The organism is Lysobacter sp. GQ73 (assembly GCF_059758755.1).
Genome location: NZ_JCAXEE010000002.1, coordinates 1,090,471 through 1,102,602 on the forward strand (window position 1 = coordinate 1,090,471; position 12,132 = coordinate 1,102,602).

Here is a 12,132-nt window from a genome sequence, read left to right on the forward strand (position 1 = left end):
GACCCATTCGGACCCGGCCGGACCGCTTGCACGGGGGCGGGCAGGGCGGCCGCGCACCGACGGGGCCGGCGCACCACCGCGCCGCGCACGATGTTGCATCGCCGCGACGCCGCCCCGGGCCGCGCGGCCGGGCCCGCCGCCGGGTGACGAAATTTGTGTAATTCGTCGCGCCAGGGGCGCGAACCGACACACCTGGTATCGGTTCGGGCCGCGATGGGTGGCACACTCCATGTCTGACGCCTATCCCGGGGGCCCCAGCCAACCTGAACGCTTGACAAACGCGGCTCCGTAGCGCGTCCTATCGGGCGTGCGCCCGGCCCCGTATCGGACGGGTCTCGCGTACTTCAGGGGAGTTTTTGCCAATGATCGTCGCTAACAATGACCGGCGTAACAGCCGGCTGTCCGCTGTAAAGCAGGTCTCCGCCGTGATCGCGCTGGGATGCGCGCTGGCCGCCTGCGGAAAGAAGGAAGACGCCGCGCCCGCCACGGACGCGTCGCCCGCCGCCGCGGCCACCGCTCCGGCGGTGACGGCGCAGACCGCGGTCTCGGCCAAGGTCTCGGCCTTGTCGGTCGAGCAACTGCGCGAGGCCGCGCGCAAGGCCTATGTGGAGAACCGCCTGTACGCGCCGGCCGAGGACAACGCCGTCGAGTACTACCTCGCCCTGCGCGAGAAGGCCCCGGCCGACGCCGTGGCCTCGAGCGCGCTGACCGACCTGCTGCCGATGACGGTCATCGCGACCGAACAGAGCGTGGGCCGCGAGGACTTCGCCGAAGCCCAGCGCCTGGCCGCGCTGATCGAACGCGCCGACCCGCAGCATCCGGCGGTCGCCCGCCTGAAGGCCAGCATCGGCGCCTCGCAGGAAGCCCTGGCCAAGCGCGCCGAGCAGGAAAAGCTCACCGCCGAAGAGCAGCTCAAGAAGCAGGCCGAGGTCGAGAAGCAGCGCCAGGCCCAACAGCAGCAGCAACAGCAGCAGGCCGCCCAGCAACTGGCGACCCAGCAGGCGGCCGAACGCCAGGCGGCGACGCAGCGCGAAGCCGAGCAGCGTGCGGCCGAGCAACGCGCCGCCGAACAGCGCGCCAGCGAACAGCGCAACGCCGAGCGTCCGGCCCCGACCGAGCGTGCGGCGACCGCGTCGGCCGCGACCCCGGCCAGCGAACTGCGCGCGGTCTCCACGCCGGCCCCGCGTTACCCGCCGGAAGCCCTGCGCGCCGGCCAGTCGGGCGAGGTCCAGGTCGAGTTCACCGTCGGCACCGACGGCTCGGTCACCGCCGCGCGCGTGGTCCGTTCCAACCCGGCCCGCGTGTTCGACCGCGAAGCCGTCAACGCGGTGCGCAAGTGGCGGTTCCAGCCGGTCCCGAGCCAGGTCACCACCCGGCGCACGATCGGCTTCAACCCGGGCGGTTGATCCGCGCGGCGTTCGCCCTTGTCGCCAACGAAAAGCCCGGCGCGAGCCGGGCTTTTCGTTGGCAGTCGCCGGAAGTCGCGGCGACCGATTCGATCCAGGGCCGCGCGAGGCAGCCGCCGGACCGAACCGGTTGCCGGCCGCCTGTCAGCCCGAGATCGCCAGCGTCTCGTTGTGGTAACGGCGCACCGCCGCGAACCACAGCAGCGCGGCGACGGCGAAGGCGGTGCTCATGTACACCGCCCAGATCCGACCCGAGATCGCCTCCTCGCGGATGACCTTGAGCAGCATCTGGTTCTGCGCCAGGAACGGCACCGCGAACTGCCACAACTGGGTCTTGAGCGGGTTGACCATCAGCACCACCGACGGCACCGCCGGCAGCAGCATCAGCCAGGCCATGTGGCTCTGCGCTTCCTTCAGGCTCTTGGAGGTGGCCGAGAGAAAGGTCAGCAGGGCGGTGCCGATGAACAGCATCGGCGTGAGGATCAGCAACATCTTGAAGATCGCCAGCAGGCTCATGTCGAGCATGCGCCCCACGCCGTCGCTCATCTGTGCGCTGAGCTTGAACGCGAGCAGGGTCAGCAGCAGCGACAGCAGGCCGAACAGGCAGGCGGCGGCGATCTTGCCGCTGACGATCGCCGAGCGCGGCGCCGGCGTGGCCAGCAGCGGCTCCAGCGATTGGCGTTCGCGTTCGCCGGCGGTGGCGTCGATGATCAGGTAGGCGCCGCCGATGAACGAAGTCAGGATCAACAGGTAGGGCAGCAGCGCGGACAACAGCAGGCCGCGTTTCGCCTCGGGCGTGGCGACGTCGCGGTCGCCGACGTTGACCGGCTGGCTGACGGTCGCGGCGATGCCGCGGGCGAGCAGGCGCAGCACGCCGACCTGGCGGCTATAGCCCTCCAGCGCCGCGCGCACGCGCCGGTTCGGGATCTCGGCGTCGCGGCGGGTGCTGTCCTGGACGATCTCGACCAGGGCCGGCTGGCCCTGTTTCCAATTCCCGGCATAGTCCTTGGCGATGATCAGGCCGACGTCGTGGTCCTGGTTCTGGATCGCCGCGTCCAGGTCGGCCGGGGCCGGGATGGCGACGATGTTCTGGGTGGCGAGGAACTTGATCAGGTTCGGCGCGTGCTCGGCGCCGCGCACCGGCACCCGCAGTTCGGTGTCGAGCTGGGTACGGGTGCGTTTCTCGGCGATCGTGCTCAGGCCGAGCATGAACAAGGGATACAGCAGCGGACCCATCAACAGGGCCATGGCGAGGGTGCGGCGGTCGCGCGAGATGTCGCGCAGTTCTTTGCGGATCACCGCCCAGACGGCGGAAAAGGCCGAGGTGTTCATGCGTGCAGGCCCTCGTCGCTACCGATCGCCTGGACGAAGGCGTCCTCGAGATTGTCCTGGCCGGTCAGCGCGCGCAGTTCGTCGGCGGTGCCGGCGGCCACGACCTGGCCCTTGGCGATGATGACGATGCGGTCGCACAGCGCCGCGACCTCTTGCATGATGTGGCTGGAGAAGATCACGCAGCGTCCCTCCTCGCGCAGGCCGCGCAGGAAGCCGCGCAGCGCGCGCGTGGTCATCACGTCCAGGCCGTTGGTGGGCTCGTCCAGGATAACGTTGCGCGGGTCGTGGACCAGGGCGCGGGCGATCGCGGTCTTGGTGCGCTGGCCCTGCGAAAAGCCTTCGGTCTGGCGGTCGAGGATGTCGCCCATGTCCAGCGCCTGCGACAAGGCGCGGGTGCGCTCTTCGATCAGACTGCGCGACAAGCCGTGCAACTCGCCGAAATAGGCGATGTTCTCGCGCGCGGTCAGGCGCTTGTACACGCCGCGCGCATCCGGCAGCACGCCGAGCGCGCGCCGCACCGCGGCCGGGTCGCGGCCGGCGTCGATGCCGTCGACGCGCACTTCGCCGCGGTCGGGCCGCATCAGGGTGTAGAGCATGCGCAAGGTGGTGGTCTTGCCGGCGCCGTTGGGGCCGAGCAGGCCGGTGATCTGGCCGTCGCGGGCCTCGAAATCGACGCCTTGCACGGCGTGGACGGTACCGGTCTTGGTCTTGAAGCTTTTATGCAGATCGTGAGCTGAAATCATGGTGTCGGGACTCGGGTTTCGGGCCGGGGAGCGGAGCTGAAGTTCGATACTCGGGACTCGGGACTCGGGACTCGGGACTCGGGACTCGCAGGGCATTCGCTGCGCTGGTCCGGTCGTCCTGCATCCGCTAATTCCGAATCGACTCATGGCTCCCAGCCGTTGAAAGAGACGAAGGGCGGCACGTAGCCGAGCGCATCGAGGCAACGCGCGTCGAGCTTCTTGGCGTCGGCGGTTTCGACGAACTGGCCGAGCAGCTTCGGGGTGCAGCCGATGCGCAGCGCGCCGTGGCCCTGGCCGCGCAGGATCAGGTGGCGGCCGTTGGGCAGGTGCTTGACCACCTGGTCGCCGTAGCGCGGCGGCGTGACCGGGTCGAGTTCGCCCGACAGCAGCAGGGTCGGCAGGTTCGACTTGAACGGCGCATGGAAGTCCTTCGGCCGCGAGCCGGTCGGCCAGACCTTGCACTGCGCGATCAGGGTCTTGGTCATGGCATCGCCCATCACCGTATCGGCGTCGCGCGGGTCGGGCCGGATCAGGTCGGCGTCCTCGGCGCAGATCACCGACAGCTGCATGCCGTAGTTCAGCTCCTCGCTGAGCTGGCTCTCGATCATCTTCGACAGCGCCATCAGCGGCGCGTAGCGGCCCTGGTCGGCTTCGTTCAACACCAGCGGCAACAGCGAAGCGGCTTCCGGCGCGTACGAGAACATCCGGGTCAGCATGCCGACCTGGGCCGCGCCGATCGGAGCGCGCTTCTGTTCGCCGGTGTGCGGGTCGCGGTAATCGACGTCGACCGGCGTCTGCAGGCGCGCCATCAGCTGGCGCAGCTGCTCGCGCGGATCGGCGCCGAAGCGCGCCCGGCAGGCCGGGACCTGCTGGCACAACTTGAACTGCAGGGCCAGGGCGTTGTCGAGGTTGCGCGCGTGGTCGCTGCCGAGCACCAGTTCGTTCGGCACCACGCCGTCGAGCACCACGCTGCGGGTGTGCTGCGGATAGCGCGTGGCGTACTGCTGGGCGACGCGGGTGCCGTAGGAAACGCCGACCAGGTCGATCTTGGCCGCGCCGATCGCGGCGCGCACCGCGTCGAGGTCGGCGATCGCGTCGCTGGTGGTGAAGCGGGCGGCATCGACGCCGAGCTGCCGGGCGCAGCGCGCGACCGCCTGCACCGCGGCATCGAACTGCGCGGCCTCGTCGCGATGGGCCGCGTTCTCGCCGGTGGCGTCGCGGCAGGCCAGCGGCGAGGACTTGCCGGTGCCGCGCTGGTCGATCAGGACGATGTGGCGGTGCTTGCGCACCTCGCGGAAGGCCGCGTCGACGCTGGGCCAGGACTCGGTCGCGGCCTGGCCGGGGCCGCCGGCGAGGAAAAACACCGGGTCTTCGGCGACGCCGGCCTCGTCGGTGGCCGGCAGCCAGGCCAGGTTGAGCTTGAGCTTGCGGCCCTTGGGCTCGGCGGCGTTCTCCGGCACTTCGAACTGCGCGCATTGCGCCGCGATCGTGCCGCTGGCGTAGGGCGTGGACAGGGTGCACGGATCGAACACGATCCGGCCGTAGTGGCGCTTGGCTGCGCTCGTGTCGGTGCGTTCGGCGCCGGCGCCGGCGTCGGCCGAACCGGCCTGGCCGCAGCCGCTCAGTGCGGCCGCCGCGAGCATCGCGGCGAGCCCGAAGACCGCGAGGCTGCGCGGTCGGTATCCGTATCGAAGTGGGTGCATGTCCGTTTCTCGTTCCCAGGCGGTGCGCCTTCAAGAATGACAGACGGGGGCGACGGGAAAAATGTGACCGGACCGGACGCACCGGTTTTCTGACGGGGCTGCGCGCTCGCCGCCATGCCCGGCTGCGCCGGGTCGCGCCGTGAGCGCTTACTTCGAGGAGACGTACTTCTCGCGGCGGATCTGCGGCACCGGCAGGCCGTGGCCCTTGAGCGCCTCGAAACAGGTGTCGACCATGTTCGGGTTGCCGCACAGGTAGGCGATGTCGCTGTCGGGGTTCGGCGCGAACTCTTCCAGGAACTGCTGGACGTAGCCGTGGCGCACGTCCGGGTGCGGCTGCTCGGGCAGCTCGCGCGAGAAACAGGGCACGAAGCGGAAGTTCGGGTGGCGATCGGCGAAGGCGCGGAACTCGTCGCCGTATAGCAGCTCGATCGGCGAACGCGCGCCGTACAGCAGGACCACCTCGATGCCGCGGTCGCGGATCTGCGCTTCCAGCTGCGGCAGCATCGCCCGGTACGGGGTCACCCCGGTGCCGGTGGCGATCAGCAGATAGCGGCGGTTGGCGTCGGCCGGGTTGAGGCAGAACCGGCCGAACGGCCCGCTGGCCTGGACCAGGTCGCCTTCGTCCATGCCCTCGAACAGCGCCGTCGCGGCGCCGCCGGCGACGTAGCTGACCGCGATCTCGACCGTTTCACCGGCGCCGAGCGCGTGGTCGTGGATGGTCGCCAGCGAGTAGCTGCGCTTGGTCGCGGTGCCGTCGGCATACTGGAAGTGCACCTGGATGAACTGGCCGGGGATGTAGTCCAGCGGCTCGCCGTCGTCGCGCAGGAAGACGTAGTGGCCGACGGTCGGGGCCAGCATCCGGCGCGAAACGAGTTTGAGCGGGAACTGCTTCATGGAGATCGAGCTTCTGGGTCGTGCCTGGCAAGGCGCGGGGGCGTTCGGGCGCGCGGGGCGGCCGGGCGGTGGTCGGGCGGCCGTCCAGTGCAAAGTCTGGGGACTGTGCGGCGCTGCGCAACGCGGGAATTCGCAACAGTCTGTGACCGGAGCGCCACCGCGGGGCCGCCTATACTAAGGCATTCGCCGCGAGGCCCGCGGCAGGCTTCCCGAGAACACTCCGAATGACCCAGTCCCAGGCCGCGTCCGCAGCGGCATCGGCCGAGCCGGTGCCGGCCCTGCGCGTGCGCGCATTGCGCAAGACCTACGACAACCGCGTCCAGGCACTCAAGGGCGTGTCCCTGGACGTGGCCCCGGGCGACTTCTTCGCCCTGCTGGGCCCCAACGGCGCCGGCAAGTCGACCCTGATCGGCATCGTCAGCTCGCTGGTCAACCTCAGCGAGGGCTCGGTGTCGATCTTCGGCACCGACCTGGCGAGCCAGCGCGAGGCGGCGATGCGCCTGATCGGGCTGGTCCCGCAGGAGCTGAACTTCAACATGTTCGAAAAGCCGCTCGACATCCTGGTCAACTACGCCGGGTTCTACGGCGTGCCCCGGGCGGTCGCGCTGCAGCGCGCCGAGGAAGAGCTCAAGCGCGCCCAGCTGTGGGAAAAGGCCCAGATGATGAGCCGCACCCTGTCGGGCGGCATGAAGCGGCGGCTGATGATCGCCCGCGCCATGATGACCCGGCCGCGCCTGCTGATCCTCGACGAGCCCACCGCCGGCGTCGACATCGAGATCCGCCGCGGCATGTGGAAGACCCTGCGCGAGATCAACGCGTCCGGCACCACCATCATCCTGACCACCCATTACCTGGAAGAAGCCGAAAGCCTGTGCCGCAACCTGGCGATCATCGACCAGGGCCGGATCGTCCAGCAGGGGCCGATGAAGACCCTGCTGGCGATGCTCGACGTCGAGGGCTTCCTGTTCGACATCGACGGTGTGCTGCCGGCGAGCCTGCCGCACATCGAAGGCGCCACCGTGGTCGCCACCGACGACCACACCCTCGACCTGGAAATGCCGCGCGCGATGGACCTCAACCGGGTCTTCGCCGCGCTCGGCGAGGCCGGCATCCGGGTGCGCTCGATGCGCACCAAGTCCAACCGCCTGGAAGAACTGTTCGTGCGCATGATCAACCAGCCCGAAGCCGCGCAGACGGAGACCGCCGCATGAGCCAGACCCTGCCCGCGGCCGTCGCCGAACCCACCCCGATGCGCCGCAACCTGGTTGCGCTGGGCACCATCGTCCGCCGCGAAGTGATGCGGATCCTGCGCATCTGGGGCCAGACCCTGGTGCCGCCGGCGATCACCATGACCCTGTACTTCCTGATCTTCGGCGGCCTGATCGGCTCGCGCATCGGCGAGATGGGCGGCTACAGCTACATGGAGTTCATCGTCCCCGGCCTGGTGATGATGAGCGTGATCCAGAACAGCTACGGCAACATCTCCTCGAGCTTCTTCGGCGCCAAGTTCGGCCGCCACGTCGAGGAGCTGCTGGTCAGCCCGATGCCGAACTGGGTGATCCTGTGGGGCTACGTCGCCGGCGCGGTGCTGCGCGGCCTGATGGTCGGCGTGATCGTGCTGCTGATCGCCATGTGCTTCACCTCGGTGCGCGTGCCGCATCCGCTGGTGACCCTGACCACCGTGCTGCTGGGCGCGACCATCTTCTCGCTGGCCGGCTTCGTCAACGCGGTCTACGCGAAGAAGTTCGACGACGTCGCGATCGTGCCGACCTTCATCCTGACCCCGCTGACCTACCTGGGCGGCGTGTTCTATTCGGTCAAGCTGCTGCCGGCCTGGGCCGAGGCGGCGACCCACGCCAACCCGATCTTCTACATGGTCAACGCCTTCCGCTACGGCCTGCTCGGCAGCAGCGACGTGCCGTTGTGGGTGGCGTACGCCTTGATGATCGGTTTCGTGGTGGTGTTGTCGTCGTTGGCGTTGTGGTTGCTCAAGCGCGGCGTGGGTTTGCGCAGCTGAGGCTGCGCCTGGCCGCCTGCCGAGTAGCCACGCCCCATTGTAGGAGCGACGTAAGTCGCGACCGCGGTCTCGCACTATCGCGTCGATGCCAGCCGCAGCCTGTCGGGGTAGGAGCGGCGCAAGCCGCGATATCGCTGCGACGGTCTTGCGGTGTCTCTGTCAAGTAAGGTCAGGGTCAGAAAAAGATCAAGATCAAACCCAAAGCTTCCGCCACTAAAGCGGCGGGTTACTTTCTTTTGTCATAAGCAACAAAAGAAAGGTAACCAAAGAAAAGTGCTTTTCTTTGAATCAAGGGCCCGCACGATCGATGCCGACGCAGGGATTTTTCATACGGGACGTCCCTGTCCCGATGAAAAACGGCCTGCATCCATGCAGGCCGCCCTCCGGGTCTTCTCTTGCCTTCGCTAGATCGACGCGACGCACAGCAAAGGCAACATCTTTACGAAACCGAAACCGGCGTGTCGCTGCGAACCTCCCCTGTAGGAGCGACGTAAGTCGCGACCGCGGCCTCGCACTATCGCGTCGATGCCAGCCGCAGCCTGTCGGGGTAGGAGCGGCGCAAGCCGCGATATCGCTGCGACGGACTCGCGGCGCATTCGTCCTTGAGATGAGGATCAAGATCAAGATCAAACCCAAAGCTTCCGCCACTAAAGCGGCGGGTTACTTTCTTTTGTCTGAAGCAACAAAAGAAAGGTAACCAAAGAAAAATGCTTTTTTCTTGAATCAAAGGCCCGCACGAGCGATGCCGACGCAGTGATTTTTCATACGGGACCTCCCTGTCCCGATGAAAAACGGCCTGCATCCATGCAGGCCGCCCTCCGGGTCTTCTCTTGCCTTCGCTAGATCGACGCGACGCACAGCAAAGGCAACATCTTCACGGCAACGGCAACGGCAACGGCAACGGCAACGCAGCCGCGACTGAACGCGTTCTCGTCGCCATTGACCCCTCATGCACTCCGCATGCGTTACAACCTCGCACGCACCGGCCGCGATAGACCGGCCCCACGTTACCCAGGAGAACCCCATGCGCCTGATGCCTCTCGCTGCGATCCTGTCGATCGCCTTCGCCGCCGGTTGCGCGGCACCCGACCAGGCCAAGGACACGTTCGGCGCCGATGCGCCCGCGACGCCGGCGGGCGATCCGGCGCCGGCGGGCCGGCCGATGGGCAAGATCGGCGCCGACCAGGTCGGCAAGGTCAGCCCGGTGCCGGCGTTCAAGGGCTACGGCGAACACTGGGGCATCGACATCCAGGCCAGCGGCGGAATGGCGCACAAGGTCGAGCTGACCTGGGGCAGCGGCAGCGAACGGGCCAGCGGCACGGTCGACTACCAGGGCCAGCCGGCCGACGTGCCGGGTTCCTTGATCGTGTTGAGCGGCGAACTGGCGACCAAACAGGGTGCCAAGCCGATGGTGGTCGAGATCAGCCGCAAGGACTGCACCGACGACGGCGACCGCCCGCACGCGCACAGCGTGCAGGTCACCGTCGAGGGCCTGCCGCCGATGCGCGGTTGCGGCGACCTCGCGGTGTACTGAGCGTCGGCGCCGCCTACCTCAGCGAACGCACGCCCGCTGCGAGCCGGGCCTGCATGACGAGGCCCGCTGTAAGGAGGCCTGCTGTAACGAGCATGCTCGCCGTGCAATCCAGGCCGTGGCGTCAGGCCCGCACCGCCGGATAGCGCCGGCGGTGCAGCCACACCACCAGCAACGCCGAGAGCACCGGGGCGGCGAACAACAGCAGCAATACGATCACCAGCAGCTCGGCCATGCCGAGCCGGTCGCCCAGCATCACCAGCGGCAGCGCCGGTAGGACGATCAGCAACGGCGTCAGCAGGGCGGAGACCAAGGCCGGCATCGTGCCGCTGCCGCGGCGCGCCGGCAGCAGGGCCCAGCACAGGCCGTGCACGGCGCCGATCGCGAGCGCGGCGATGCTCATGCCATGGCGCTGGTCGCTGTCGCTCAGGGCGGTGAAGCGGCTGGCGGTGTGCTGCAGCAGCAACAGCACGCCGGTGCAGACGCCGAACGCGACCAGTGCGCCGAGCAGGCGCCGCTGCCCGCCGCTCCAGACCACCGGGGTGGGGCCGCGTCCGCCGATCGCGAAGGCGATCGTCAGACCGATCGCCGAGGTGACCGCCACCTTGGCGGCGTTGAGCGGCGGCAGCCAGCGATACAGTTCGGTCGCCGGCACGCTGTCGCTCAGGGCCTGCATGGTTTGCAGCACCGCGATCGACCACAGATAGCCCAGCCCGAATACCAGCGCCACCGCGACCAACAGCGCGGCCCAGGCGCGTCGCGGCGGGCCGCGACGCGCGATGATCGCGCTGGCCAGGACGAGGTTGACGCCGATCAGCAGGCCGATGCCGCACAGCCACTCCAGCCAGGCGAACAGCTGCGCACTGGCGCCGTCGGCGCCCTCGGGCAGGGGATGTTCGATCTGCGAGATCAGGAAGAACGCAGCGGTCAGCACGAACACGCAGGCGGCGAGCGCGAGCGGAAACCAGGCGGGCGACCGCGATGCGGGGTGATCCATGAAGTCGGTCCTTGCGGGGGCAGGCAGGAGAGAGGCGGCGAAAGCGGCCCAGTCTAGTGCCTGCGCCGCTGCCGTCCCAGGATGCCCGTCCGCGGGCGGCACCGCGCCGCATCGGCTTCACGCGCACCGCGCGGACTCGTTGGTAGCGGTAACGGCGGCACCACGTCGCCCCCACTGGAGTGTCCCATGCGCATCATGTTCGCCGCCGTCGCCGGGTTGGGTCTGGCCGCCGCCTTCGCGGCCACGCCCGCGTCCGCACAGCGGATCACTTTTCCGGACCCGGCGTTCCGCGGCGGCGACGCCGTCGCCTGGAATGTAGTGCTGCTGACCCAGCCGGACCTGTCGGTCGACTACACCCTGACCGTGCCCGAGTCGAAGGCGCCATTGAAGGCCAAACTGCAGCAGAAGTCGGCGTCGGGCATGGGCGATTACACGCTGGCCGGCCGGGTCGGCAGCGGCACCGACGCCACCGGCCTGACCGTGAAGCTGCTGCCGGTCGAACCCGGCAAACGGTGCCAGGACGCCAAGGGCAGTACCCGCGGCCAATACGGATCCTACGACTACGCCGTCGTGCTGACGCCGGCCAAGCTCGGGCCGTGGAAGGTCTGGAAGGGTTGCGGCAACTTCACCATGAAATAACCGGCCGGGCTGAGCGCGCGACCGGCGGCGCGCGCGGCTACGCCGCCGGCAAGCGGAAGAACGCGGTGGCGGCCGCGGTGCTGTTGGCCGCGGTCGTGGCGACGTCTTCGCCGCGGTCCCGGGCCAGCTCTTCGACGATGTGCGCCAGGTACATCGGTTCGTTGCGCCGGTGCGACGGCGCCGGTTTGACCGTGCGCGGCAACAGATACGGCGCATCGGTCTCGATCATCAACCGCGAAGCCGGGATGTGCTTGACCAGTTCGCGCAGATGCAGGCCGCGGCGCTCGTCGCACAGCCAGCCGGTGATGCCGACGTACCAGTCCTGGTCGAGGTAATCGAACAGCTCCTCGCGCGTGCCGGTGAAGCAATGCACCACCGCCGGGCCGAGTTTGCCGTCGAAGTTGCGCATCATCGCCATGAAATCGGCATGCGCGTCGCGTTGGTGCAGGAACAGCGGCTTGCCGATGTCGACCGCGGTCTGCAACTGCATCTCGAAGGCGCGCCGCTGCGCCGGGCGCGGCGAGAAGTCGCGGAAATAATCCAGCCCGCATTCGCCGACCGCCACGACCTCCTCGTGCGCCAGCAATGCGCGCATCTCGGCGTCGCATTCGGCGGTGTATTCGCCGGCATGGTGCGGATGCACGCCGGCGGTCGCGAACAGCTCGCCCGGGTGACGGCGCGCCAGCTCGAGCGCCTGCGGCGAATGCTCGCGGCTGGCGCCGGTGATCACCATGCGCGCCACCCCGGCCTCGCGTGCGCGCTGCAGCACGGCGTCGCGGTCGTGGTCGAAACTGTCGTGGGTCAGGTTGGCGCCGATGTCGATCAGTTGCATGAGGCTGGTGTCGCGGAAACAGCGCGCAGTGTAGGCGC

General features: G+C 68.7%; 11 protein-coding genes. 5 read left to right on the top strand and 6 right to left on the bottom strand.

Annotation, left to right across the window (positions count from 1 at the left end; genetic code table 11):
- Positions 1–362: 362 nt before the first annotated feature.
- Positions 363–1,406 carry an energy transducer TonB gene (locus AC6CH2_RS09530; protein WP_498269016.1) on the top strand — a complete coding sequence of 348 codons (1,044 nt, stop codon included), beginning with the start codon at positions 363–365 and terminating at the stop codon, positions 1,404–1,406.
- 144 nt (positions 1,407–1,550) lie between these two features.
- Here the strand turns inward: AC6CH2_RS09530 and AC6CH2_RS09535 are convergent, their stop codons facing one another.
- The 4 genes from AC6CH2_RS09535 to AC6CH2_RS09550 form a co-directional block, all read right to left on the bottom strand.
- Complete coding sequence (locus AC6CH2_RS09535) at positions 1,551–2,738, bottom strand: ABC transporter permease (RefSeq protein WP_498269017.1); 1,188 nt, start codon at positions 2,736–2,738, stop codon at positions 1,551–1,553.
- Complete coding sequence (locus AC6CH2_RS09540) at positions 2,735–3,481, bottom strand: ABC transporter ATP-binding protein (RefSeq protein ID WP_498269018.1); 747 nt, start codon at positions 3,479–3,481, stop codon at positions 2,735–2,737. The genes AC6CH2_RS09535 and AC6CH2_RS09540 overlap by 4 nt, the downstream gene beginning before the upstream one ends.
- 143 nt (positions 3,482–3,624) lie before the next feature.
- Positions 3,625–5,184, bottom strand: a complete 1,560-nt coding sequence (locus tag AC6CH2_RS09545; RefSeq protein WP_498269019.1) for an alpha/beta hydrolase — start codon at positions 5,182–5,184, stop codon at positions 3,625–3,627.
- Between the two features lie 147 nt (positions 5,185–5,331).
- Positions 5,332–6,078 (bottom strand): ferredoxin--NADP reductase, encoded by a 747-nt coding sequence (locus AC6CH2_RS09550; protein WP_435396856.1) that lies wholly within the window; start codon positions 6,076–6,078, stop codon positions 5,332–5,334.
- Positions 6,079–6,302: 224 nt separating this feature from the next.
- On the opposite strand from AC6CH2_RS09550, the gene AC6CH2_RS09555 reads away from it, so the two are divergent.
- The 3 genes from AC6CH2_RS09555 to AC6CH2_RS09565 all read left to right on the top strand — a co-directional run bounded on the left by AC6CH2_RS09555 (position 6,303) and on the right by AC6CH2_RS09565 (position 9,629).
- Positions 6,303–7,289, top strand: coding sequence for an ABC transporter ATP-binding protein (locus AC6CH2_RS09555; protein ID WP_498269020.1), 987 nt, complete (start codon positions 6,303–6,305; stop codon positions 7,287–7,289).
- Positions 7,286–8,095 (top strand): ABC transporter permease, encoded by an 810-nt coding sequence (locus AC6CH2_RS09560; protein WP_498269021.1) that lies wholly within the window; start codon positions 7,286–7,288, stop codon positions 8,093–8,095. Before AC6CH2_RS09555 ends, AC6CH2_RS09560 begins: the two co-directional genes overlap by 4 nt.
- Positions 8,096–9,119: 1,024 nt before the next feature.
- Positions 9,120–9,629 (top strand): hypothetical protein, encoded by a 510-nt coding sequence (locus AC6CH2_RS09565; protein ID WP_498269022.1) that lies wholly within the window; start codon positions 9,120–9,122, stop codon positions 9,627–9,629.
- Positions 9,630–9,750: 121 nt separating this feature from the next.
- Here the strand turns inward: AC6CH2_RS09565 and AC6CH2_RS09570 are convergent, their stop codons facing one another.
- Entirely contained in the window at positions 9,751–10,623 is an 873-nt protein-coding gene (locus AC6CH2_RS09570) for a hypothetical protein (protein ID WP_498269023.1), read from the bottom strand.
- 186 nt (positions 10,624–10,809) lie between these two features.
- Here AC6CH2_RS09570 and AC6CH2_RS09575 point away from each other — a divergent pair, with 186 nt between their 5' ends.
- Positions 10,810–11,262, top strand: coding sequence for a hypothetical protein (locus AC6CH2_RS09575; protein WP_498269024.1), 453 nt, complete (start codon positions 10,810–10,812; stop codon positions 11,260–11,262).
- A gap of 37 nt (positions 11,263–11,299) precedes the next feature.
- Here AC6CH2_RS09575 and AC6CH2_RS09580 read toward each other — a convergent pair whose 3' ends face one another.
- Complete coding sequence (locus tag AC6CH2_RS09580; RefSeq protein WP_498269025.1) at positions 11,300–12,094, bottom strand: TatD family hydrolase; 795 nt, start codon at positions 12,092–12,094, stop codon at positions 11,300–11,302.
- Between the last annotated feature and the right edge of the window lie 38 nt (positions 12,095–12,132).

Bases quoted from the DNA above. Each gene is read 5' to 3' on its own strand.
- AC6CH2_RS09530 (WP_498269016.1), top strand. From the start codon at position 363: ATGATCGTCGCTAACAATGACCGGCGTAACAGCCGGCTGTCCGCTGTA.
- AC6CH2_RS09535 (WP_498269017.1), bottom strand. From the start codon at position 2,738: ATGAACACCTCGGCCTTTTCCGCCGTCTGGGCGGTGATCCGCAAAGAA.
- AC6CH2_RS09540 (WP_498269018.1), bottom strand. From the start codon at position 3,481: ATGATTTCAGCTCACGATCTGCATAAAAGCTTCAAGACCAAGACCGGT.
- AC6CH2_RS09545 (WP_498269019.1), bottom strand. From the start codon at position 5,184: ATGCACCCACTTCGATACGGATACCGACCGCGCAGCCTCGCGGTCTTC.
- AC6CH2_RS09550 (WP_435396856.1), bottom strand. From the start codon at position 6,078: ATGAAGCAGTTCCCGCTCAAACTCGTTTCGCGCCGGATGCTGGCCCCG.
- AC6CH2_RS09555 (WP_498269020.1), top strand. From the start codon at position 6,303: ATGACCCAGTCCCAGGCCGCGTCCGCAGCGGCATCGGCCGAGCCGGTG.
- AC6CH2_RS09560 (WP_498269021.1), top strand. From the start codon at position 7,286: ATGAGCCAGACCCTGCCCGCGGCCGTCGCCGAACCCACCCCGATGCGC.
- AC6CH2_RS09565 (WP_498269022.1), top strand. From the start codon at position 9,120: ATGCGCCTGATGCCTCTCGCTGCGATCCTGTCGATCGCCTTCGCCGCC.
- AC6CH2_RS09570 (WP_498269023.1), bottom strand. From the start codon at position 10,623: ATGGATCACCCCGCATCGCGGTCGCCCGCCTGGTTTCCGCTCGCGCTC.
- AC6CH2_RS09575 (WP_498269024.1), top strand. From the start codon at position 10,810: ATGCGCATCATGTTCGCCGCCGTCGCCGGGTTGGGTCTGGCCGCCGCC.
- AC6CH2_RS09580 (WP_498269025.1), bottom strand. From the start codon at position 12,094: ATGCAACTGATCGACATCGGCGCCAACCTGACCCACGACAGTTTCGAC.